Raw genomic sequence first — 24,132 nt, 5'->3', positions numbered from 1 at the left:
TTGATATGCTTTTCGTATGAGCTTGAATTCGCCGATGTATTTCGTTTCGGCGAATTCAACTTCAGAGGGAACTTGTTCATATTGAAGGTGGCGCGTGCAAGAGTTGATGTCTTCTGGCGTGAGGTATTCGCAGGCGAAGCGAAAGCTGGTGGTGGCATCTGATCATGACAGGGCGAGTGTCGAAGGTAGCGGCATCGAGCACCTGGTTCATTTCCTTCCCAAGGGCGATCGGGCCCAGACCACTCTCGAAAACGTATTCCCGCTGATCGGGCTTGCCTTCTCAAAAGAGGGGGAGGAGGACCTTGCGGAACGGCTCGTGTCCTTGCGTGCGCTTGGCACTGTACCGGATTTCCCGGTCAAGCGGTTGAGCGCACACACGGCGGCGGAAAGTGCCGTAATCATTCAGGCGTTGGTCGACGGTGGTGTCGGGCGTCTTGCGCGGTTTTCGAGTGCGATCACGTCGGAACTCGCGCTGTTGCGCCGCGAGCGCGAAACGCTGCTCGAAAATTATCGTGCGCTCGAAGACGCCTTCCAGGCTCGCAATTGGGAGCCGGTCACCGAGGTCTTTGCGCACGATCCCTATGTCGACCCCAAGGACGAAGGCATCGGCCATCTGATTGCCAACGCTTTCGTCGAGCAACTCCTGCCGGTTTCCAGCCATGGCGTGGCAGGCATCGCGCTCCACTTCAATTCCGTTCCGAGAGACGGTGGCGAACTGGTCGTCGTCCTGAGTTATGTCGAAAGCGGCGAAGGCGTGGCCGAATGGTCCGTGCCGTTTTCACAGCTGGTGCCTACCTGGAACTTCTTCGCCTTACCGCGCACATGCGGAGGCGGAGCGAGGACGTTGCGGGTGAGGGTGTCGACGACGGGCTCGGAAACCATCGGTCTTTCGCTCGGCTACCCCATTGCCAGCGAGCACTACACCGCGCGCTCTGAAACGCGTCATGCCGACCTCGATCTGCGTCCGCTCGCGTTCCGCATCTATACGGGCCTTCCCGGCGTCAAGCCAACGCGCATGCCCAACATGATTGCGCCAACGGCTCTGCTCGACGGTCACTTCATCGAGGATTACCGGCTTTCGGTGGATCTCTTGAGCCAGATCGTCGACGTTTCCGTCACGCCGGTGGTTCCGGAGTTCCAGACTGTGCGCTACCTCGAGCACGAACACGCAGTGGTCTGCCACCCGCTGCCGAGCGGCGTGTCGGCCGGTGCCATCGGTCGGGCGGTCGAGCCCGGAACCATATCGTTCTCCGCAAGTGCCATCGTCGATCATCCGAAGGGGGCGCCTGCCGCCGTCAGCTTCCTGCTCGCGCCAGCCAATTCGAACGCGCGCTCGGAAGTTGCCGAACTCGCCCGCAAGGGCTCGGTCAAGCCTTCGGCCTTTTTCAGCGGCTGGCGCGAGGTCACGAACCAGCAGCCGATTAATGTCAATTTCCAATTGGACGAGCCGGTGCGCCATCCCATGGATCTGGTGATCCTCAGCCGCGCGGTCACCGACTCCGTCGATTTTTCCTGGCTCAAGGTGTCGGGCTTCCGGATGGTAAAGCAGTCGGGTGGTGCATCTCATGTCCAGCAATAGCGATCCACGCGATCTGATCGCGATTGCCATGCCGCTCTACGGGCACGCGGCGTTGGCACTCGAGGCAATCGAGTCCGCACTGGCTTCGGCGCTTTCGGATTGCCGGATCGCCATCGTCGTCTCGGTCGATGGTGACCCACGGCACGAGACCTTCGATCAACTGCTGTTGTTTTCTGCGGCTCATCCCGACATCCACGTGGTCTTCGGCCGCAATGCAGGGCCGGGCGGCGCGCGCAACCGCGCCATCGACTATGTGCTTGAAAACCTGTCTGAAGCAAAGGCCGTCTATTTTCTCGACGCCGACAATCGCGTTCTGCCGGGCACGATCGAAACCCTTTACCGCCAACTGCGTGAGAGCGGCGCCGGCTGGGTCTACACCAATATCGACACCTTCTCGGTGAGCTGGCGGGCGCACTACGGCAACCACTATTCCAGGCTGGTTCACTGCATCACCGACAACATCTGCGATACCGGCTCGATGATCTCCATCGATGTCTTCCGGGAGGGCGTTCGTTTCAACGACGACCGGCAGAACGGTTTCGAAGACTGGGAATTCTGGCTCTCCTGCGTGGAACATGGCTTCGTCGGCACGCCTTGCCACGAGACGACCTTTGAATACCGCCTGCGGGCGGAAAGCCGGTTCAAGGAAGCCAACCGCGACCGTGCGACGTCCGTAAGCTTCCTCAGGAAGCGCCACAGAGCCCTGTTCCAGCGGCCGATGCTCGTCGACTTCGAGCACGAGGAATGCCCGCGCTATCTCTTCGCACGCACCGAAGACGCGGCGATCTCGTTCTTCACCGACCCGACCAAGCAGCCGAAGCGGCTGCGCCTCGACGATATCATTCCGGCCTTCTGGGCAAATACCGGCGAGCCGGACAACGTGCATTTTCCGCCATTCGTGATGGCCGGCAGCGGGGCGACGATCGATCTTCTCTTGCGCTCGCGCATGTTGCCGAACGTGCTTTGCCACCTGGAGCGGCTGAGCGAAAAGGCGAATGTTGTCTTCGTCCATCTCGGCAATGACGCCACGCAGCGCAAGATCGAGCCGACGTTCCTCGATGCCGGATCCGAGCACCTCGGCCAGCCGGATCTCATCTTCATTTCAACGGCGCTTTTGCGCGATGTCATCCGCAACAACGCGCTCGACTGGTTCGCCTCGATCGGCAGCCAGCAGGTCTGGCCGACATCTGCCGTCCTCAATGTGCGGTTCCCGTTCCCGAGGGCCCTGCCACGCCGAACGCTCATCACGCCGCAACAGGTCATGATCAACTGCGTCAACGCGATTGCCACGAGCCCGCTGCGCCGCACCGCCGGGCGCCGCTGGACGTGGCGCCCGCCGCGGCTCATGCCCTATTCCGATCTGCATAAGGCCTTGCGCACGGAAATCGGCGGTTCGCCGGTGCTGCCGCTCGGACACAGCGAGGCCGGAAAGAAAACGGCAGCACTCCTCGTGCCGAACGCCTCCTTCGGTGGCGCCGAGAAGGTGATCTATGCTGCGTCCCGCGAACTGCGGGCCGCCGGCTATGAGACGCACCTGTTCGTGCTCGGCACCAGCCGGATGGACGTGATCGATGAATTCGATGCGAGCTTCGATTACGTGCATTTCTGGGATCAGGGCATTCCGGCCTGGGGCGGCTCCGGCTCGTTCCTGGGACACGACTTCATCGCCGAACATCATGAGGTCGATTGGGGCGCATTGAAGGGCCAGCTTTCTGGCTTCGATCTGGTCATCAACAACCACGTCATGGCGATGCACCCGCTGATCGCCCGACTGCGTTCCGAAGGTACGCGCACAGCCTGCTATCTGCATGTCGTCGACAACACGCCGTTCAAGCGCCCGGCCGGCCAGCCTTTCGCAGCGATCGCGCACGAGCATTGCTACGACGCCTTCCTGACCTGCTCGGAACAGCTCAAGTTCTATCTGCACAGCTTCGGCGTACCGCTTGAAAAGATATTTGCGGTTCCGAACGGCGCAAGCTTCTCGGTCCCGCCGAAGGTGCTTGCGGAGGTGCTGCAGGTGCGGCGGATCGAACGCAAGGACGATCGGTTGAGGCTTCTCTACATGGGCCGCCTCGACCAGCAGAAAGGCATCGACCGGCTCGCCGCGACGATTTCGGAGCTGCGCGCGGCACATGTGCCGTTCGACGCTCGGGCGATCGGTGGCGAGATCCTGGCTGACGCCAGCTTCTCCTGGACCGACCGGCTGAAAGAGCTTGGCGTCGATGTGCGCCCGCCCGTCTTTGCCAGCCGGGATCTGATCAAGGCGCTCGGCTGGGCAGACGTGCTGGTCATGCCGTCGCGCTGGGAAGGTGCGCCCTTGATGATCGCAGAAGCGCAGCAGCTTGGCTGCGTCCCGATCGCTACCGCCGTCGGGGCCGTCGATGAGCTCATCGTTGATCGCGAGGACGGCATTCTGATCGACGCCCCCTCCGACCCGCAGGTGGTGCGAGACATGGTAAAGGCGATCACCGAGGTCGCCCGTGACCGCAACCTGCTCGCCCCCATCATGGAAGGCTGCCTCAGAACGGCGGCGCGCCGTGCCTGGCCAAACTCTTTTGCGGAGTTCCTTGGCTGGTGCGACGGCTCCGTGACCAATTCATCTCTTTCGCGCGCCAAGGTTATCCGCGCACGCGAGACATCCAATACCGGCGTTGCAGCAGCAGTTTGAGCGCGCCGGGCGACTTTTTAACTAGAAGGGACATACGCATGCGTCCAAGAATCCTCCTGACGGGCATTCCTGGCCATTATACGCGCCTCGCCAATGGCGCGACTGGCCTGTCGGTTTCCTATTCGGAACGGCAGAAACAGCCCGAATCGAAGGACGAGTTTCTTCAGGAGCTTCGCAACATCAGCAACACCGGCAACTATCTGATCGGTGAGGGAGCTCTGCGTGCCATTGCGCCGCATGCCAAGCAGATCCCGTTCTGGCATCTCTACAACGCCCACAAGAACGGCAGCGGGTTCGACGAGTTCAACAACAACTTCGATATCTGCGTCTTTACCTGCGCAAATCTCCTGCGCAAGGGGCTGTCGGCGGATGCCGAAGCCGATGTGCTGAGCAAGCTCAAGATGCCGATCGTCATGCTCGGCATCGGCCATCAGAACCGCAAGGATCTCGAAACCGGCCTGCCGGAAGGGACGAAGCGGCTGCTCGACGTGCTCAAGGACCGCGAACACTATTTCCTGACCCGTGGCTATGAGACGGCTGGCTATCTGAAGGACCAGGGCTTCAAATACGTTCGACCGACCGGCTGCCCCTCGGTCTACTTCGCGCCGAACAACATGCGCGCATCGATGAAGAAGCTGCCAAGCGTCAAGATCGGCCAGGCAAAGACGATCTTTTCGGGTTATCTCGGCGCCAATCACGATTGCATCGTCGATGCCATCGCGATGAACCCCGAGGGTGCAAAGCCGCAATATGTTATCCAGGATGAGTTCCTGCACTTCGACATGAAGGTCGAGCCGGATGCCGATGGCAGAGTCTTTGACTCTTGCTCGGGAAAGATGCTCGGCGATATCGCCTATCCCGGTACGGATCGTCTGAAGGTGCCGTTCGACTTGCGCACCTTCTTCGATACCAACCAGTGGCGCGCCTGGGCCTCGCATATGGACTTCAACTTCGGCCGGCGGTTCCACGGCTCGATCATCGCCATGCAGGCGGGTGTGCCGAGCCTGATGGTGGCAGTTGACGACCGGATGCGCGAAATGCTGGGCTTTACCGGGCTACCGTCGGTGGAGGTGCAGGAACTCGAAAAAGCCGAAAACCGCGCGGAATTCGTCGCCAGCCATCTGGCCGGGCTGAACGTATCCGAACTCGTCGACCGTTACTCCGATCGCGAACGCAATTTCCGCACGGCGCTGCGCGAAATCGGCATCGGCCAATAAATCGCTGACGCCTCGGGTGCGTTCTACCCGAGGCACGAATGCGATCGATTTCATAATGTTCGGGCGGGATGGGGAAGACTGCGCACACGATTCCTCATCCCGCTCTACGTCAACTGTGGGTCAGCCCATAACTCAGGTGTATCGATGCGTATCCTGCTCACCGGAATCCCTTCATATCTCCAGCGTACCGTCTCGCGTGTTTCCGGTGCGACGGTCCATCACAAGCCTTACTTCGACGACATCCGAAGCAAGAAGGAACTGATCGACCAGGTCAAAAAGATCGCCAACACCGGTAACTACCTGATCGGCGAGGGCGCAGCTTACGCCTTGCGCGGACATGACGTGACCTATGTGCCCTTCTGGCACCTGGTCAACAGCCGCGGCGCCAACGATGTCTATGATGCCCTGAACAAGGAATTCGACATGTGCGTGTTCGCCTCGGCGAACCTGTTGCGCCCGGGATACTCCGCCGATCTCGAAGCCGATGTCTTCGAGAAACTGAAGATGCCCGTGCTGGTGATGGGCATCGGCATCCAGAAACGGGAAGGGCTCAAGGAGAACCTGCCGGCCGGCACATTGCGGTTCCTCGAGGTGTTGAAGCAGAAGGAGAGCTTCTTCCTGACCCGTGGCTATTTCACCGCGGAGTTCCTCAGGGCCGAGGGCATGAAGTTCGTCAAGCCGACCGGCTGCCCGTCGCTCTTCTTCGCGCCGAACGAGATGCGACGTTCGCTGACGTCTCTAGCCAATGCGGACCTGGCATCGGCCCAGAAACTCGCTCTCGGCGGTTATCTCGGCAGCGTCGCCGACACGATCGTCGATGCCCATGCGCTGCTGAAGCCCGATAGCGTCGCAAGCTACGTCATCCAGGACGAGGTCGTCGCCTATAACCTTACGCTTCCCGTTGACGATAACGACCCGGTCTACGACCGCTCAAGCGGGCGCATCACCGGCAAGACCGAATACAAGCATCAAGAGAAGTGGCAGAGAGAGAACGAGCTCATGGTGTTCTTCGACACCAACCAGTGGCGCGCCTGGTCGTCGTCGAGAGACCTCTGCATCGGCCGGCGATTCCACGGTTGCGTCATCGGCATGCAGGCGGGTACGCCGTCGTTGATGATTGCCGTCGACGACCGCATGCGGGAGATGCTCGAATTCATCGGCTTCCCCTATATCGAGGCGGGCGTGTGGAACCGCGAAAGCGACAAGCGCGCCCATCTCGCCAACTTCCTGTCCAAGATCGATGCACAGGCCGTCACCGAGCGGTATTCGGCTTGCGAGGCGAACTTCCAAAGTGCGCTCAAACAGGTTGGGATCTAATCGCCTCTTGACGAGAGCAGCGCCATGGGCGCTGCTCCTTGCCGCCCAGCTTTCCCTGGCCGCGATCGCCCTGCCAGCCCTGGCCGGGGACGCCGCTTTTGCGCGCTACGGGGTCAATCGGCTCAATCTCGCCTGGCTCGACCGTGCCGAGCAGGAGCGCGTGCTCAAAGAGATCGCCGATAGCGGCGCCACGCATGTGCGGCTTTCTCTGTCGCGGCCGGTCGAAAAGAGCATCGAGGCTGTCGGTATAGCCAGCCGGCTCGGATTGCGTATCCTGCTCGAAATTCAGCTTGCGAACAAAAGCTACTATGCGGATGCGGTACGGCCCCGCAGCGGCCAGGGGCGCATCTGGGACATCAACCGCCTGTCTGAGCTGGACCTCGACCGATATCGCCTTGGCCTTCGCGAAGCGCTCACGCGGCTGGACGCTCTCGGTGTTCGCCTCGACGCGGTGGAGCCTGGAAACGAGATCAACCTTGCCGGCTACAATGGCGATCTTGCCGTCTATCAGAAACCCGGTCAGCCGACGCCGCGAACTGTCGCCGATCTCAAGGATCGCGCAGCTTTCGAAGAAGGCCTCGACCGCTACATCGAGGTACTAAGGATCACCCGTGACGAGGTGCGCAAAAGCGCCAAGAGCAGCGGCGCCGCCGTTGTCTCCGCCGGGCTCTCTGACATGGGCGCCAAGGAGGCGGACCGGCAAGGCATGGAGCGGCTCGATCCGGCTGAGGTGATAACGCTTCTGCGAGAACGGGGAATGGACCAGCATGTCGATGCCTACGGTATCCACATCTACCCCGCCCGCAAGGATCCAAAAGCGATCAAATCCGTCGTCAGCAAGCTCCTCGATTTCTGCGAGCCATCGGATAGCGGTAGGCCATGCTGGGTGACGGAGTGGGGGATCGCCAACACGGCCCGCACGTGTCCTATCGACGACAGCCAGCGCGAGGGCGCGATGGCTGCCATGCGCAGCGTCTTTTCCGCCTTCGCGAAGACAAAGCGACTGGATGCGGCCTACTACTATGACTGGGATACGCAGCAATCTTACCGGCTCTGGCGGTGCGGTACGCTCAGCCCTGCTGGTGCCTTGGCAATCGCCCCGGAGAACAATTGACCTACCCCGGCGCAGAGTTCCGCTTGGATCAGCGCCCGGCTGCGTCAGTCAACGGCGCGCAGCGCGGCTCGATGCGGGCTCCAAGCCTTTGCCGCGATAGGTGACGGGGATGCCGAGTTCCTCGTGGGTGCGTGCCAGCGTCTCCAGCCAGGTCGCGAGCTCGTCAGGAACCTTTTCTTCGCCGGTCTCCATCGCCTCGATCCACGCCAGGTTGCAATGCAGGGCGCTCGCCAGATTGATCGGCGTCCAACGAAGAACGAGAAGGCATTGGGTGAAACGGGCGGGTGTCATCGGTTGTGCTCAAGGTTGCATGTGGAATGGATGCAGCAGGCTTTACACGCTGAAATAAGTCAAGGTGATGACTTGTCGCGGCCGAAAGGCCTGATCTTTTCGTGAGTTAGAGTTGAATGGGCAAAATGTCGCAGAACGGCTGTGGAAACCGCAGCCTATCGGCGTTTGCCGCGGCTGCTCGTCCCGCCGGCAGTGATGAAACGCGCCGAATGTGAGATAGGAAGCGGGCCGGCAGCGGCGGGTGCGAATCGCGCGACTTTCAGATTGAATGGCGGCCGATCCCAACAGCCGATTCGGGCTTTCGGACAACTGCGCTGGGGCCGTCGACCATTGCATGCATCTCTCTACCAATCCGCGATCAACATCGCCGCGAAGGCAGCCTTCTACCTGTCCATCACGATGCTTCTTCCGGCGGCGGTGGACCTGTTCTATGGGCATCCGGATTGGCGGATATTTGCCGTGTCGGCCTTCATTACCGGGGGCGTCTCACTTCTGACGATGGCCGCGACGCAGGGCGGCCCTCCGCCCTTCAGCCGCAAGATGGGCTTCCTCGTCGTCAACTTGCTCTGGCTCGTCATCTCGCTCGTAGGCGCGGTGCCTTTCTGGTTCTCGTCGCTGAAACTCGATTTCGCCAAGGCCCTGTTCGAATCCGTTTCTGGCATCACCACGACTGGCTCAACGGTGATCACCGGTCTCGATTTCGCTCCCCCGGGCATTCTGCTCTGGCGCTCGCTGCTGCATTGGCTGGGCGGCATCGGGATCGTGGCGCTCGGGCTCTTCGTCATGCCTTACTTGCGTGTCGGCGGCATGTCCTTCTTCAAAATGGAATCCTCGGATACCACTGAGAAACCTTTCGCCAGGATCGTCACCTTTACGCGCGCGTTCATTCTCATCTACGTGGTACTGACCGTCACCTGCGCGATTATCTATTCCTATCTCGGCATGAGCCGCTTCGACGCGCTGAACCATGCAATGTCGACGATCGCGACCGGAGGCTTCGCCACCCACGACGCATCGCTCGGCTACTTCAAGAGCCTGCCGATCCTGTGGGTCGCCACGTTCTTCATGACCTTGAGCAGCCTGCCTTTTTCGGTGCTCATTCTCTTCATCGTTCGTGGTCGGCTCGATACGCTGAAGGATCCGCAGATCATCGTCTTCCTGTCCTATCTGACCATACTTGCGCTGGCGGCAAGCCTCTATCAGCGGCTCGCCAACGGCGTCGCTGCAAACGATGCACTCGCGCATGGGTTCTTCACGGTCTCGTCGATCCTGTCGACCACCGGTTTTGCCAGCGACGATTACATGCTGTGGGGGGAGTTCATCGTCGCCCTTGCTTTCGCCGCCACCTTCATGGGCGGTTGCTCCGGCTCGACGGCCGGCGGCATGAAGGCGTACCGTTTCATCATCATTTTCAATTCCATTCGGGCGGGGCTCTTCAGGCTGATCTATCCGAATGCGGTCCACACGGTGCGCTACGGCAAGGGCCTCGTCGATATCGATGTCCAGCGGACGGTCTTCATGTTCTTTACCGCCTATATGTTCATCTGGGCGTTCGGCAGCCTGGCGATGGGCGCCATGGGCTATGATCTCGTCACTGCTGCTTCCGCCGTTGCCACAGCGCTCTCCAATGTCGGCGCCGGGCTTGGGCCGATCATCGGGCCGGCCGGCAACTTCTCGACCTTGTCGGATCCGGCCCTTTACCTTCTGTCGGTGATGATGCTGTTTGGCCGTCTCGAAATCCTGACGGTGCTGGTCATCCTGACCCCGCTCTTCTGGAGGGATTGAGCTCCGCGGATGGTACCAGTCGTTGATAGCGCACTTCTCGCGATCGCCGCAGGCATCATCAACGCGTGAGTACGGCAAGCGCCATCAGTTGGCGCCGGCCACCTACAACGGAGTAGATTGAAACACGTCACCTAACTACCGGCGTTTCGTATTTCTCTGGCCACGCCGCTGTTTTCTCCGCAGCATTCAGTGGCAATGGCCAAACAGCGTTGCCGCTCCAACGCAATCGCCTCGGCAACCATCATCGTAGGGTCGCGTTGTCCGCGTGCGAGATGTCTGGCTGAAATGGTCCACGCCGCCGCGGTAATTTCGTCTGGAAACATAATTCGCCTCAAACGTTATTCAACTGAGCGTAGGCGTTATTGCTTTCGTGAAACGTGTGCGTGATCCTAGATTGCTTGCATCCACGTCTTCGCCCCATCTTGCACGGTTGAGGTTGCTGGGATCGCCCTCGCTACCAGACCCGTCCGCCGAATAGCTTTCCGCTGGCGCTGCAATCATTTTTTCTGGGCTTTCGCTCGACAGTGGATGGCATTCTCAGCCCTGTTAGCCTGCGACCACCCACAGTGAGAAGCCTCGGACCGTTTCCGGTCCGAGGCTTCGTGTCTCGACGCGCAAGGGAACGCGATCAGGCCGCTTCAGTCTTGCGGTAGGTCCCGGCGTTCTCGACGTAGTACTTCTCGAAACGATGGCGATAGTGCTCAGCGCCACCGAAGTCGCTGTACTTCGCCAGTTCGTTCATGTCCGTCTTGTTGAGGATCACGCCAAGGATCTTGCCGTTGATCTGCGGTTCGGAGTTGAGCAGATCACGCACCAGACGCGACGGCGTGCGGCCCCACTCTGCAACGTAGATGAAGCCATCGGCGAGCGGCGAAAACGCCTTGCCATCGACCACCGGAGCAAGCGCCGCAAGATCGACAATCACGTAGTCGAACGATTTGCGGGCATTGTCGATAAGGTCGGCCATCGCCGGGGAGGCGAGCAACTCGTGGCTGTCATAGGGCTCGCTCTTTGCCCCGGCTTCCCCGCCAACCGGGAAGATTGCCAGTTTTGTCTTCTGGTCGATCTTGATGCCGGCGGGCCAGGAAGACTCGCCGATCAGCGCCTCGACGAGGCCGGTCTTTGGCGGCGGATTGATCATCTTGCTCAGCCCCGGCTTGCGGATGTCGGCGTCGATCAACAGCGTCTTCTTGCCGCTCGCCGCGAGCAGTGCGGCAAAGTTCGCCGCGATGATCGACTTGCCCTCGTCCGGAACGGCAGAAACGATGCCGATCACCCGCGAACCGTTGCCGTGCAACATCCGGTCACAGGCGAGCTTGGCGTTGCGGAAGGTCTCGGCGAAAGACGATCGCGGCGCGTCGAGCACGATGCGACTGACCCGTTCAAACGGCAACGGCTCTGCGGCCTGTGTCGCCGGCTGGGGCGTCTTGCCCTTCATCAACCGCGCGCGAACGCGGTCGGTCGTGGTCAGTTGACGCGGGCCGATCAGCGGAACATAGCCGAAAGACCTGTGTCCGAGGATTGAACGCACGTCGCTTTCGAGCCGGAAGGTCCGCTCGCGGAACTCCTGGAAAGCTGCGAACGCACCGCCTGCCATCATGCCGAGCACGGCCGAAAGTGCCAGAACCAAGGTCTTCTTCGGACTTGAGGGCGAGGTTGGAACACCAGCCGTGGAAATCACCCGGGCCTTGGCGATCGGGAAGGAGCGCTGCTGCGAGGCCTGCTCGTAGCGGTTCAGGTAGGTCTCGTAGAGGGTCTTCAACGCGGCCGACTTCTGCTCGAGTTCGCGCAGATGCACGAGCGACAGGTTCGCATCGGAGTTGCGGCCCGTTGTGCCTTCGATGTTTTCCCTGAGCGAAGCCTCGCGCGAGCGGGCGACCTCATATTCGTTGCGATAACTCGCGGTGAGTTGCTCCAGTTCCTGGAAGATCTGCCGGCCGACATCGGACTTTTCCTTGCGCAGCGATACTGCCTGGGGATGGTCGGCGCTGAAGCTTTGCGTCACTTCCTGTTCGCGTTTGCTGACGGCCAGGTAACGGGTACGCAGTTCGCGGATGACGGAGTTGTCGCCCTCTTTGGCGGAAATCGTCGCGTTCTTGACCGCAGTTTCAGGCCCTTGGTCGACGATCGCCTGGAACTGCTTGAACCGTGCGGACGCGCTTGCCGTGTCGGCTTGAGCGATGATGAGCTGGCTGTTGAGATCTGCCAGTTGCTGTTCGGACATCAGTTCGCCGCGAGCGAGCGTCAGGCCGTTCTCGCTGCGGTATTTCTCGACCTCGAGCGAAGCCACCTGCGAGCGTTGCCTGAGATCGGCAAGACGCTCCTGCAGCCAGACGGAGGCGCGCTCCGTCGCATCGAAATTGGCGTTCAATTGATCGTTGAGATAAGCATCCGCATAGCCGCGCACGATAGCGGCGGCGAGCTGCGGATCGCTGGAACGGTAAGCAAGCGCAACAACGGAGCTTCGGTTTACGCGCTCGACGGCCAGCCCCTGCTGGATGAGCGCGGCCGCCTTCTGACGTCGGCCATTGCGGGCCGCCTCTTCGGAAATATCGGATCCAAACGAAAAGACGCCGGTCACGGATCTCAGCCAGTCCTTAACGGCGCCGAAGGGCGAGCGTGGCGGATTGAGGACCGTGTCGTTGTCGTCGAGTTTCATCTTGTCGACGACCCGCAAGGCGAGCTCGCCGGACTTCAGGATCTCGACGGCGCTTGCCATCTGGGTGTCGAGCAGCTGGCTGTTCTGTGGCGTTGCCTGCTCCTCGGCATATTTCGAGAGGTTCTCGTCGAGCAGGATCTGCGTCATCGACGTATAGAACGACGTCGCGAAAACGAGGTAGACCGCGCCAAGTGCCATGAACAGCACGACGAACGCGCCAACCAGCCTGGCGCGGCGAACGATGACCGAAAAGAGCCGGTCAAGGTCGATGAACCTATCGGGTTCCTCCATTTCCCTCGGCACAACGCTATTGAAGGGGAGACTTCTTTGGTTCATTGGGTCGCTCTGTCCGTTTCCCTTTTGGTCCGAAGGCTGGCGCCTCGATAAGAGGCGCCAAACTAGCTCTATGCCGCGCGGATGCGGCCTTCATGAGACAGAACCATGTCCTTGACCGCGGCATAGACCATGTCGCCGAGGTCAGAGCGCGCGAGTGCGAAGGCGACATTGGCGGCGATGAAGCCTTCCTTGGAACCGCAGTCGAAAGTGCGCCCCTCATACGGATGGGCGTGAAACGCTTGATTTTGCGAGAGTTTCAGCATCCCGTCGGTCAGCTGGATTTCGTTGCCGGCACCCCGTTGTTGGTGCGCGAGAATGTCGAAGATCTCGGGCTGAAGGATGTAGCGGCCGTTCAGGTAAAAATTCGACGGTGCTTCGCCTGCACGCGGCTTTTCGACCATTTTCGTGACTTCGAAACCGTGGGGAACGGTGGCGCCCTTGCCGACGATGCCATATTTCGACGCATCTTCCGGGGCGCATTGCTCGACCCCGACGACGTTGCCGCCGGTCTGGCGATAGAGATCGACGAGGCCGGCCATGCAGCCGCGCGCCCCGTGACACAGCATATCCGGCAGGAGCAGCGCGAAAGGCTCGTCGCCGATCACGTCGCGCGCGCACCAGACGGCATGGCCAAGGCCGAGCGGCGCCTGCTGCCGCGTAAAGCTGACCGAGCCGGCACGCGGCAGCATCTCTTCCAGTTCCGAAACCTGGGCATTCTTGCCGGAACGGGTCAACGACGAGATGAGCTCCGGCGTGTCGTCGAAGTGGTCCTCGATTGCCTGCTTGTTGCGGCTGGTAACGAAAACGATGTGCTCGATACCCGCCTGGCGGGCTTCATCAACCGCATATTGCACGACCGGACGATCGACGATCGTCAGCATCTCCTTGGGTATCGCCTTTGTCGCGGGGAGGAACCGCGTTCCATTGCCGGCGACCGGGATCACAGCTTTCCTGACGGTCCTGATACGGTCCATGGCTTTATCCTTTACGTACGTGAGGGCTATTGCCCGAGGTGGATCGTTCAGCCGCCACCGTCGGTGTGGCGGACTTCAATCGTGCGAGCGGCGCAAGCAAACGGCGCAGCCGCACGGCGATCGGCATTCTGAGGTGCCGAAGCGCTCGGGGGTCGGACAAGGCCACCTGGGCGGCCCCAACCAACGATCTGGATTTCAGATGATCGACGAGGCGCAGGAAGGCATGCGCCTCGCGCAGGCTCTTGTCGCGGCGACGCTGCATTGTCATCGCTTCGGCATCGATCGAGTGGTTTGCGAGGAAATCCTTGTCGGCTGCAATCATCGCCTCGATATGGCGAAGTTCGAGCACCCGGGAGATCGAGCCCTCGCGAATGTGGTAGCAATAGCCGGCTGACGGATCGACGATGCAGCGTCCGCCATGGGCGAGCGCAGACGCGAGCAGGATGTAGTCTTCACCGATCCGGATGGACTGCTTGAAGCGAAGGCCATGCTCGTTCAGGAAACGGCGCTCGAAAATCGGCTTCATATAGCCAAAATTATAGGTCGAGCGGAAAAGCACATTGGATTGAATGAAGGCCGCAAGCGTCAGCACCCGGTGGTGTTCGAGCAAGGCTTCGGGAAACATGCGCTCGACGCGCCCGTCGAGGTTCGCGACGTCGATGTTGTCGACGGCAATCTGGGCGCTCGCCGTCGACGCCAGCGCAATCATGCGGGAGAGCCGTCGGGGGCTGATGGTATCGTCCGCGTCGAGAATGGCGATCCAGTTGCCGCGTGCCGCTTCAAGCCCGGCATTGCGCGCTCCGCCAGGCCCACGGTTTTTCGCAAGCCGCAACAGCCGCACCCGTGGATCAGCGATCCCTTCGACCACGGCACAGGTGTCGTCGGTGGAGCAATCGTCAACGACGATCACTTCCAGGTCGACCTCTTCCTGTGCGAGCGCGCTCTCAATAGCGCGGTGGATCGTGTCGGCGGCGTTATAGGCCGCGACGACAAAACTGACGTCTGGTGCTGGGAGCGTCATCCGGCGGTCGCGGCCCCATACTGCTGAAGTTCACGTACGCCGAGAAGCCCACTGACGACACCCGCATGCATGATGGCGCGCAGGGCGTAGCGCGAACGCGCGACCGGCGATCCGAGAAGAAAGAGGCTCGCCGTAGCGCAATAGCCGGACTTGGCCATCGCCCGGGCGATTTCCACCACCTGCCTTGTGGGTTGGCCCGGCTCGCTTAACAGGCGCCCGTGAGTCTGGCCCGAACGGAAGCGGCGCTTGGCAAGCCAGGCAAGGCGCGCGCGCTTTTCCGGAACCGGTTCGAAGACCAATGCATCCGGGGCATAGGCGAGACGTCCGCCGGCCGCATGCATATGGCGGAAAAATTCTGTGTCCTCACCACCAGTCCGCCCAAGAGCCAGGTTGAACCGTCTGTCGAAAAGGACCGGCCGGGTGAGATCGAGCAGCACATTGCAGGTGTAGCCCGTGCGGATCTCGCCATCGACCCATACGGGGCGGGTCGAATGAAAGTCGCCGCGGCGCATCCAGTTCGGCGCGGACAACGCGTATTCGGCGCGAACCGGGCCGAGCACGACATCGGCCCCGGTCGTAGCGGCCGTGTCGAGCAATTGCAGGAGCCACGTCCTCGATACGGTCTCGTCGTCATCGACGAAAGCGAGATAGTGACCGGCGCTATTGTCGAGACAGGCATTGCGGGCGATCGAGATGTTCGACGCCGGGCAATGCACGTAAAGGATCTCGAAGGGCATGGTCGGGCGCATCTGGTTGACCAGCGCCTCGGCACTCGGCGTCGTGTCGTTGTCGGCAACGATGACGCGGATGTCGACATCGGCGGGCACCGTGATGAGCGCCAGCGAATGCAGCGTTTCTGCAAGTTCCGGACGGCGGAAGGTGCAGACCGCAACATCGATCCGTTTTCTGGCGAGATCGGTCATGGCGCCACCTTTCGGTTTCGCGCGGTAAGAAGCTCGCGCCAGAAGCCGGCCGACCAGGCGAAATGCATCACCATGGCCGAAAGGGCTGCAAGCGGGCCGTAGGGGTTTCTCTGTCCAAGAGCCATCCACATGCCGTAGCCGATGCAGGCGGCGGCCCAGAGGGCCACCGGCACGACGGCGAGCCAGTTGATGACGGCGAGCAGAGCGCCAATAGCAACGGGTGCCACGGCGAGCGGCAGAAGCTGTCGGAGGTTCGGCCAGGCGCGGTGCTTCAGGACGTTGCGCGCGCGCCCCCGTCCATAGGCGAAGTATTGGCGAAAGAGCGGGCCGACCGTGGCCCGCGGATAGTAGACCATGCTCGTCTGGTCGGTCATCCAGATGCGATAGCCCGCCTGACGGAAGCGGTAGTCGAACTCCGCATCTTCGTTGTGGCTGAAGATTTCGTCATAGCCGCCGATTGCCTGAAAGGCGGAGATCCGCACCAGCGCATGGTGGCCGTGATCGGCCCAGTGGCTCGTGGCGCCGAGCCGATGCTTGGCGCCGCCATTGCCGAGCTTGGAATTCTGGGCGTAGGCCGTCGCCTTCTGGAAAGGCGTGAAGCCGACCGTCTGCATTGCGACGACGACGGAGTCCGCACCGGTCTCAAGCGCCTCTTCGACAAGACGCTCGCAGTAGTCGTCTGGATAGGTCCCGTGAGCATCGATACGGATCAGGTAGTCGTAGGACGCTCCGTATTCGGCGACGGCAAGATTGATCGCCGCACTCTGGATGCGCTTCGGATTGTCGAGGGCAAGCACCGAGGCATGCGCCTTGGCGAGCCGGGCAGCAATCTCGCGCGTGCCATCCGTGCTGCCGCCGTCGACAATCAGAATGGCGCCGTTGAGATGCGCCGCTGCCGGTCGCAGTCCCTCAACCAGGCCTTCGATGTGCTCAGCCTCGTTGAGGCAGGGAATGACGATAAGGGTTCGTGTCGAAGCCAGCGTGTTGTTGCTCATGACAATCCGCCTTCGTTCTGAGGAGTTGGGGAAAGGTTAGGCGCGATCCGCGGCGGAGCCGCCGACGTGACCGCCGAAAGCCGCCGGACAAGGCTTTCGCAGTCACTGCGGCTGAAAATCCAGGTATCAGCCGCGCAAGTCGCGATCCGGCCGGATGCCTCAATGTAACGCTCGGGGTCGATCGAACCGAGCAGGGTGGCGAGCGCCTCCGGCTCCGCTTTGTCGAGCAGCATGCCGAGGCCGCGGATGGCGAGGAACCGTGCCGTCTCGGTACCGCGGAGCGCAATCGGCACACGGCCGAAGCGGCAGCCCTCGTAGAGCCGGTTCGGCAACAACCATTTCGAGTTCCGGCCTTCCTCGAAGAAATCGATCGCCCAGGTGAAGTGCACGTCGGAATAGATGTCGCTCAGTTCTTCCGGGCTGCGGTAGGGCCCGTGGAACTGCATGAAGGGTTCATTGCGCACGAAGCCCTCGAAGTCATCGAACTGCGAATAGGCCGGCCGACCGCGCAGCACGATCTCGAAGCGTCCTTCCATTTTGCGGGACAAGGCCGACAGCAGCGCCAGCGATTTGCGGCAGCGCAATGCGCCGAACCACCCGATGCGCCACGGCCCATCCTTTGGCGGCGACGCTGCCGGAACCAGCGGTCGCGCCATGGTCTCGTTGAGCTCGAGCACCTTGTTTTCCAGCATCATGGTCGGGGCCGTGATGCCGGAAAGCGGGCGGAAATAGTGCTCGACGAAGGCCGGAGAACTGGTGATCAGGAGCCGCGCATCACGCCCGAGGAACGCCTCGCTCGCCCGCAACGTCTTGCCGGCGATGTCGGGGCGCAATAGCAGGCGGTGAATGTCGAGGCATTCGTAAACGATCGGCACGTCACCGCCCAACACACTCACAGCCTTCCTGGCGATCGCCAGCATGTCGAGATTGCGCGCAATGATCACGTCCGGGCGTTCGACATTGCGCAGCGCCTGCCTGAGCGAGAAGCAGCCCTTGGCGATCGCGCCGATCCGTTGAACGAAACGCCCGTCATGCGTTGTCCCGAGCTCAATGGGCTCGATGCCCTCGATCGCCGCTAGCGGGTTTGCGTCGCGCCTGAACCCCGCAAGCTTGACCCTTGCACCCCCGGCAAGGAGCATCAGGACACGCCGACGAACGGCGGGGTCGGCAAGATCCTGTGCGAAATAAAGTACCTGCAGCATGAATATCGAATATCCGGTTCTCTGCTCGGCCGTCGCCGAGCATGGTTTGAAACGTTGGGCGTCGCGGTTTGAACGCGTCGATTAGGAATGCGGTTCCTGGCCGCCGCTTAGTTCGTTCGGCAGGCGATCGATTCGGCAAACTGGCATTCGTCTCCCGGCGCGGTGAACGCGATCCGGTCGATCTGCATGGTCGACGGTCCCTTGTAGGAGAAGGCGCCCATCCAATCCGAAAGCGTGTCGGTTCCCCAAAGGCTGAAGAAGATCTTCTGCGGGTTGGCGGGGATCTTCGCGGGATCGGTCACTTCGTGGACCAGTTCGCCGTTGACGTAGTAGCCGATACGTTCCTTCTCCCAGACGAAGGCGTAGTCGTTGAAGCCCTGGTTGGCGCCGCCGGGCACGTCGACAAGCTTTTCGTTGCCGCCCTTGGCAGAGACATATTGGTTGATCTGAACCTTTGCGGGGTTCTTGCCGAGGACTTCGAAATCGATCTCGTCGTGCGGCTTCTTGTCGGCCGGGCCGATATAGGTGAAGAACGCCGAGTTCAGCCCGGAACCATCGGCCGTCTTGATGCGGGCCTCATAGGTCCCGTAGCTGAAGCGCTTGCGTGTCTGGATCTCGCCGCAGGCGTAGTTGCGCTTGCCAAGCTTTCCTTCGATGAAGGAGAGTTCCGCGATGCCGTTCTCGACCTTCACCTGCTTCTTGGACCAGGTGCAGTTCTGGTGGGCGCCATTGTTCCAGCCGTCGGAGACATACCAGATGCCGGTGTCGAGGGTATCGAAGTTGTCGATGAAGGACTTTGCCTCTGCTGTGTCCCCGGCGTTTGCCGGGCCGGCAAGGCCAATCGCGACAAGGCTCAACAGGGCGAGGCGGTGAGGTCCAGAAGATCTCATGGTCAGGTCCTTTGCTGTGGTGAAAGTTCGGCGCGCTGTTCCGCCGGCCGCACCTTTGCGCCTCGGGCGGCGCCCGCTCGGCTGCCGGTCAGGATTGCAGTCAGGTTCGGAAGCCAGCGCCCGGCGAGGCCGTAGGCGGCGACAAGGATTGCGATCGTGATGAACGGAACCGTGTAATAGAAGGCCGGGTAATATCCGTGGCCGGCGCGGTTCCAAATCATCCAAAAAAGAACCAGCAGCGGATAGTGCGTACAGAAGATCCAGAAGCTGAGCCCGCCGCCGCGCGCCAGAGATGTCCCGACGTTCGTGCGGACCAGTAACGCGGAAACCGCCCAGGAGCCGAGAATGCCGCAGAGGGCGGTCAGACTGCGCAGCATATCGACCCAGACCGGAAAGTCGGGTCCGTACTGATAGAGCACGAGCGAAAGCAGCACCGAAGCGCCAAGGACGGCGATGGTGATCGGCCAGGAAAAGCGATCGAGACTGCGCACGTCAACGCGATGCAGGCTCATGTATATGCCGACGCTGAAACCAAAGAGGATCGACTTCTTCAGGAAGATCCCATTTGGCAGCGGTAGCACGGCATAGGCGAACAGCACGGCGAGCGTCTGCATCGGATAACGCTTGATCAGCCACGCCAGTACCGGCGAAAGCACGATGCAAAGCAGCAGATCCCGCAGGAAGTAGAGCGGCACGTTGATCGGCAGATCCTGGAGCGCCACGGCGAGGTTCAACCATTCCCGTGCGCTTGCGCCCACGACATCGGGCAGGTAGCCGAAGCTGATACCCTTGCTTTGCGCAACGAAGGCCAGTGCCAGAAAAGCAATGTTCCAAAGGAGGAAGGGCAACAGGACGGTTCTGGCCTTGGTCTTGAGCGTTTTGCCATAGTCGAAACTGTCGAGGCCACGCCGGAACAGGAGATAGCCGGAGATCGCGCTGAGGCACGGGACGCCGACACGAAAAAGGCTGTCGCCAAGAAAGACGCGCAGCCAATCGAGCACACCATAGGTGCCGACATACGGGCTCGTCGCCGGATCATGCGGCACGTGCACGAAGACGATGCCGGAGATCAGCACGATGCGCATCAGATTGATCCGCGACGAGATGTTCGCGTTCACATCCACGATGTCCGTCACCCCTATCTGCCAGCGCCATTTTCCAGGCGACCGTTTCAACAGAGCAGACCAGAGCCCGCATTCATTGTGCTAAAGGCTAGGCCCGGGCACGGATGAAAATATGGCGCTGCAACAAACGAATCGGCCGTACTTTGCTGCAATGCAGCATCCGATGTTCAATAATTTCTAGGAAGATTTACCCATTTGCGCGCCGGCGTCGGGAAAAAAGCCTATGCATAGGGCATTTACGGAATATTATCAGCCGCTTATTTGCTGATGCTTTTACTAGTGTTTGGTGTCGCTAGTCGCGGTAAAATTGTGCTGTTTTTCTCTCTTGTCACGCGACAAATGGCCAATACGGACCCGAGCCGAGCCGAAATGCGGCGAGGATGAGGCAGTTTCCGGCGCCTGAAATCGGTTATTCAGCCGCGGCGGCCACGCTCGACGAAGCGTTGCGCTTGCGGATCATGCCGTAGAGTTTCGCCAACAACGGGCGCTCGACGAGCAGCATCAGCACGAGATAGATCAAGCCACCGATTGCCGTGCCAATCAGCACCTGGAGAACCGCGCTCGGTATGAGCGCGCCATAGAAGTCCAGCAACAGCCTGACGGCAACCGCCATCGCGAAAGCCGCGATCATCGGCCTGATCGAGATCAGGAAGCCGCGCAAGAAGGGCAGGCGATCGGCCCGGAACACGACCCAGGAATAGCCGAGCAGCGTTGCCAGGTTGACGATGCAGAGCGCAATCATCGCTTCAACAAGTGAGCCACCAATTGCCCCGTAGGCGACAGCTGCGGTCGTCACGACAGCGCGGATGACCGCCCACCAGAAGAGGATGGTCCCCTGGCCGATGCCTTTCAGGTAGGGGACGTAGGTGCTGCAGGGTGTCAAAAGTCCCTTTGACAGCGCAAGCAAACCAAGGACCGGCCAGGCGGCCGCCCATTGCTGGCCGAAAAGCACCAGCATCGCCGGCTCGGCAAGAGCCCAAAGGCCAAACATCATCGGTGCCAACAGCACGGTGGTGACCTGCGTGCTCAACATCAACGCTTGAGACCGCCGCTGGCGATCCTCGCCCATATGGCTGAAGGCGGGAAAGAGAACGCCCATGACCGCCGAAAGCACGATCTGGTTGGGAATGCTGGAGAAACGGTTCGCCGCCGAATAGGCACCGGCGTCCGAAAGGCCGAGATACCGGCTGATCACCACCATTGGCGATTGGAAAGTGACGAAATTGGCAATCTCCGACCCCATCATGCCGAAACTGAACCGACTGAGCGTCAGCACGCGGCGTGGGGAAAAGACGAGCCGGGGCACATAGCCGGACACGGTATAGAGGCCGGCAAGGCGGATGAATGCGGAGACGAAAAGCTGCGCCAGCAGCGACCAAACGCCGAAGCCAAGCAGTGCTGCGCCGACGGCAACAAGCGCCCCGACGGTCTCGGAGACCATGGTCCAGACCGCGTCCTTGCTGAAATTCATCCGCCTGGCGAGGAGAGAATAGGCGACGTCTCCGCCAAGCTGCAGCGGGATCAGCACGCTCATGATCCGAAGCAGATAACCCGCTTGGGGCGCCCCGAGCAGGCTTGCCAATGGATCGGCGAAGACGAAAAGTGCAAGCGCCATCAGCAGCGCGACCGCGAGATTGGCCCAGAAAGCGGAGTGGATGAGATCCATGTCTTCGTCGCGCTGAATGATGAGCGCGGAGGCGAGACCAGCACCGCCGATCATCGCCAGAAACTGCACGACGGTGAGCGCAACGGCCACCGTCCCGAACTCTTCCGGCGTCAGGATACGCGCAAGAATCGGCACGGTGACAAATTTCAGCCCGAAAGTACCTGTCTTTGAAAGGACGCTCCAGCCGACATTCCGTGTCACGGACTTGGCATTTACGGTTGAGGGCATAGCGAGCATCCTATGATGCCTTTGAAGGATTTCCGACAAAGGACTAGGGCTAGATGAAAGGCCGCGACCCGGTGGGAGGAGACCACGCAAGACTCTTTTAGAGAAACCGCAGGGGCAAAAAGATGGCGAAGCTGACTGTTATTATTCCGTACTACCAGAAGGAACCGGGTATTCTTCGGCGGGCGCTTGCCTCCGTCTTTGCCCAGACGTTTCAGGACTTCCACGTTCTGGTGATAGACGATTGCTCCCCCTATTCGATAGATGAGGAGTTGGAGCCGTTAAGTGAGCAGGAACGAGCGCGACTGACCGTGATAAGCCAGCCCAACAAGGGGCCTGGCGGCGCACGCAACACCGGACTGGACCATGTTCCCGGCGATTCCGAGTTCGTGGCATTCCTCGATTCTGACGATGAATGGACCCCGGATCATCTGAAGAATGCCTATGAAAGCATGAGCCGATTCAGTGCCGACTGCTATTGGGCGTCGATCACCGGCGGCGAGGCGTTCTATTACCATTTCGATGTTGCCGAGCTGACGGAAAGCCACAGCGTCGTCAGACTGCAGGAAGCGCCGTTGGTCGTCGAAATTCCTGACCTTACCAATGTGATGCTCAGAAACTGGAGCTTCCTGCATCTCTCCTGCATGGTGATCGGGCGCAGCCTTTTCGAGACGGTCCGCTTCGATGCGGCGCTGAGACTGGCGGCCGAGGACGTCTTGTTCTTCTGCGACTGCATTCTTGCCGCCAAACGCGTCGTGCTTTGTGATGAAGCTGGCGCCGAGCGCGGCGAGGGCATCAACATCTTTCACTCGATCGACAACGATTCGCCGCAGTTCCTGCAGCAGCAGTTCAACACCTTCGTTGCTCTGGAAACGCTCGAGGGCCGGTTCTCACGCAAGCCTACGGCAATCGCCTCGATCCGGTCCTATCAACATACGGCACGGCGGCAGGCGCTGTGGAGCCAGGCGCGTCGGCTCAAGCGACGCAAGTCACCGCAATTCCGCCTGTTGGCGCGTTGGGTCCTGCGTGATCCAAGGCTCTTGCAAAGCGCGCTGGAACTCGCCGTCGGCAAGTTTTCTCGCGCGCATTGATCGAAGCACTCCTTCGAGGAGGAAGAACAAGACCGCCTGGCGCGGCATCCGGACGTATCCAGCATTTTGAAAGAAGGGACTGCCCATGAAGCCCTATTACTGGGAATCTCAGCACGGTAATTTTGGCGACGACCTCAATCTTTGGCTTTGGGATTTCCTGCTGCCTGGGTTCCGCGACGTTCACGAGGAAATCCTGCTGGTGGGGGTCGGCACTGTGCTCAACCGTGCACTCTTGCCTGACGGTGTCAGAAAGCTCGTTATCGGCAGCGGCTTCGGCTACGGCACCTTGCCAGACATGCGCGATCCGAAGGAATGGGATATCCGCTGTGTTCGAGGTCCGCTGACCGCCGGGAAGATCGGCATCGCGCCTGAACTGGGCATCGTCGATCCCGCCGTGATGGTCGCGGAGATGCCGGAGTTCCAGAACCTGCCGAAGCTCCACAAACGCAGTTTCGTTCCGCATTGGGAAAGCGCCATTGCCGGCATGTGGCCGGTCACCTGCGGTACCGTTGGCCTGCACTATATCGACCCGCGGGGCGAAGCCAAAAGCGTGATCCGCGAGATTGCCCAATCCGAACTCATCATCGCCGAATCGATGCATGGCGCCATTCTCGCAGACGCCTTTCGCGTGCCATGGGTGGCCGTCACCACGTCCGAGAGCATCAACAGCTTCAAGTGGAACGACTGGGCAAGCACCGTTGGCGTTCACTACCAGCCGCGCCACGTGCCGGTCTCGAGCCGTGCCGAAGCCATGATCAAGGGCGAGCGCTTCTGGGGTATGGGCTTCGAGGCACAGACGCTGGCTGATGTGCCGAACCTGCGCCCCGTCGATCACAATGTGATGGTGGCGGTGGCTGAGCCGAGACAGACCTTTTTGCGCAGCGCTGCCAAGCAGGTTCTCGCCGCCCCTTCGACGCTTGCACTTTGGCAGGCAATCCGGGCGGCGCCGCAATTGAGCAGCGACGGCCGCCTTGCCGAGCGTAAGGACCGTTTTCTGGAGGCTCTTGCGGCCGTGCGTCGCGCGTACTTCTGACGATACGGCCACGGCACCCAAA

General features: G+C 60.9%; 18 protein-coding genes. 8 read left to right on the top strand and 10 right to left on the bottom strand.

Annotation, left to right across the window (positions count from 1 at the left end):
* Positions 1 to 106 precede the first annotated feature (106 nt).
* From IB265_RS31855 to IB265_RS31835, 5 genes are all read left to right on the top strand, one after another.
* Complete coding sequence (locus tag IB265_RS31855) at positions 107 to 1,579, top strand: DUF6212 domain-containing protein (protein WP_192495743.1); 1,473 nt, start codon at positions 107 to 109, stop codon at positions 1,577 to 1,579.
* The gene (locus IB265_RS31850; RefSeq protein WP_192495742.1) at positions 1,566 to 4,247 is read left to right on the top strand and encodes a glycosyltransferase; all 2,682 of its coding nucleotides are present in this window, start codon (positions 1,566 to 1,568) and stop codon (positions 4,245 to 4,247) included. The genes IB265_RS31855 and IB265_RS31850 overlap by 14 nt, the downstream gene beginning before the upstream one ends.
* Positions 4,248 to 4,285: 38 nt before the next feature.
* Complete coding sequence (locus IB265_RS31845) at positions 4,286 to 5,464, top strand: polysaccharide pyruvyl transferase family protein (protein WP_192495741.1); 1,179 nt, start codon at positions 4,286 to 4,288, stop codon at positions 5,462 to 5,464.
* Between the two features lie 144 nt (positions 5,465 to 5,608).
* The gene (locus IB265_RS31840) at positions 5,609 to 6,781 is read left to right on the top strand and encodes a polysaccharide pyruvyl transferase family protein (RefSeq protein WP_057249460.1); all 1,173 of its coding nucleotides are present in this window, start codon (positions 5,609 to 5,611) and stop codon (positions 6,779 to 6,781) included.
* 31 nt (positions 6,782 to 6,812) lie between these two features.
* Positions 6,813 to 7,895 (top strand): glycoside hydrolase, encoded by a 1,083-nt coding sequence (locus IB265_RS31835; protein ID WP_192495771.1) that lies wholly within the window; start codon positions 6,813 to 6,815, stop codon positions 7,893 to 7,895.
* Between the two features lie 48 nt (positions 7,896 to 7,943).
* On the opposite strand, the gene IB265_RS31830 is transcribed toward IB265_RS31835, so the two are convergent.
* Positions 7,944 to 8,186 (bottom strand): hypothetical protein, encoded by a 243-nt coding sequence (locus tag IB265_RS31830; protein ID WP_110879219.1) that lies wholly within the window; start codon positions 8,184 to 8,186, stop codon positions 7,944 to 7,946.
* 330 nt (positions 8,187 to 8,516) lie between these two features.
* On the opposite strand from IB265_RS31830, the gene IB265_RS31825 reads away from it, so the two are divergent.
* Positions 8,517 to 9,971 carry a TrkH family potassium uptake protein gene (locus IB265_RS31825; RefSeq protein WP_192495740.1) on the top strand — a complete coding sequence of 485 codons (1,455 nt, stop codon included), beginning with the start codon at positions 8,517 to 8,519 and terminating at the stop codon, positions 9,969 to 9,971.
* A 628-nt stretch (positions 9,972 to 10,599) separates the two neighbouring features.
* On the opposite strand, the gene IB265_RS31820 is transcribed toward IB265_RS31825, so the two are convergent.
* The 9 genes from IB265_RS31820 to IB265_RS31780 all read right to left on the bottom strand — a co-directional run bounded on the left by IB265_RS31820 (position 10,600) and on the right by IB265_RS31780 (position 21,989).
* The gene (locus IB265_RS31820; protein ID WP_280137705.1) at positions 10,600 to 12,921 is read right to left on the bottom strand and encodes a polysaccharide biosynthesis tyrosine autokinase; all 2,322 of its coding nucleotides are present in this window, start codon (positions 12,919 to 12,921) and stop codon (positions 10,600 to 10,602) included.
* A 113-nt stretch (positions 12,922 to 13,034) separates the two neighbouring features.
* Complete coding sequence (locus IB265_RS31815) at positions 13,035 to 13,940, bottom strand: UTP--glucose-1-phosphate uridylyltransferase (RefSeq protein ID WP_057249467.1); 906 nt, start codon at positions 13,938 to 13,940, stop codon at positions 13,035 to 13,037.
* 4 nt (positions 13,941 to 13,944) lie between these two features.
* The gene (locus IB265_RS31810) at positions 13,945 to 14,961 is read right to left on the bottom strand and encodes a glycosyltransferase family 2 protein (RefSeq protein WP_192495739.1); all 1,017 of its coding nucleotides are present in this window, start codon (positions 14,959 to 14,961) and stop codon (positions 13,945 to 13,947) included.
* Positions 14,958 to 15,884, bottom strand: a complete 927-nt coding sequence (locus IB265_RS31805) for a glycosyltransferase family 2 protein (RefSeq protein ID WP_192495738.1) — start codon at positions 15,882 to 15,884, stop codon at positions 14,958 to 14,960. The genes IB265_RS31810 and IB265_RS31805 overlap by 4 nt, the downstream gene beginning before the upstream one ends.
* On the bottom strand, positions 15,881 to 16,879 hold the full coding sequence (locus IB265_RS31800; RefSeq protein ID WP_192495737.1) for a glycosyltransferase family 2 protein: 999 nt from the start codon (positions 16,877 to 16,879) through the stop codon (positions 15,881 to 15,883). The genes IB265_RS31805 and IB265_RS31800 overlap by 4 nt, the downstream gene beginning before the upstream one ends.
* Complete coding sequence (locus IB265_RS31795) at positions 16,876 to 18,081, bottom strand: glycosyl transferase family 1 (RefSeq protein WP_192495736.1); 1,206 nt, start codon at positions 18,079 to 18,081, stop codon at positions 16,876 to 16,878. The genes IB265_RS31800 and IB265_RS31795 overlap by 4 nt, the downstream gene beginning before the upstream one ends.
* 107 nt (positions 18,082 to 18,188) lie before the next feature.
* Positions 18,189 to 18,971, bottom strand: a complete 783-nt coding sequence (locus IB265_RS31790) for a glycoside hydrolase family 16 protein (RefSeq protein ID WP_192495735.1) — start codon at positions 18,969 to 18,971, stop codon at positions 18,189 to 18,191.
* Positions 18,972 to 18,973: 2 nt separating this feature from the next.
* Positions 18,974 to 20,095 carry an acyltransferase gene (locus tag IB265_RS31785; RefSeq protein ID WP_375293102.1) on the bottom strand — a complete coding sequence of 374 codons (1,122 nt, stop codon included), beginning with the start codon at positions 20,093 to 20,095 and terminating at the stop codon, positions 18,974 to 18,976.
* A 409-nt stretch (positions 20,096 to 20,504) separates the two neighbouring features.
* Positions 20,505 to 21,989 carry a lipopolysaccharide biosynthesis protein gene (locus tag IB265_RS31780; RefSeq protein ID WP_192495734.1) on the bottom strand — a complete coding sequence of 495 codons (1,485 nt, stop codon included), beginning with the start codon at positions 21,987 to 21,989 and terminating at the stop codon, positions 20,505 to 20,507.
* A gap of 122 nt (positions 21,990 to 22,111) precedes the next feature.
* Here IB265_RS31780 and IB265_RS31775 point away from each other — a divergent pair, with 122 nt between their 5' ends.
* Both IB265_RS31775 and IB265_RS31770 read left to right on the top strand, forming a co-directional pair.
* Positions 22,112 to 23,077 (top strand): glycosyltransferase family 2 protein, encoded by a 966-nt coding sequence (locus IB265_RS31775; protein WP_112994960.1) that lies wholly within the window; start codon positions 22,112 to 22,114, stop codon positions 23,075 to 23,077.
* Positions 23,078 to 23,162: 85 nt separating this feature from the next.
* The gene (locus IB265_RS31770) at positions 23,163 to 24,110 is read left to right on the top strand and encodes a polysaccharide pyruvyl transferase family protein (RefSeq protein ID WP_112994959.1); all 948 of its coding nucleotides are present in this window, start codon (positions 23,163 to 23,165) and stop codon (positions 24,108 to 24,110) included.
* The last annotated feature ends 22 nt before the right edge of the window (positions 24,111 to 24,132 follow it).

The organism is Ensifer sp. ENS10 (assembly GCF_014852025.1).
Lineage (GTDB): Bacteria > Pseudomonadota > Alphaproteobacteria > Rhizobiales > Rhizobiaceae > Ensifer.
Note: the sequence above shows the minus strand (reverse complement) of the source record. Positions and strands in the feature narration are given on the sequence as shown.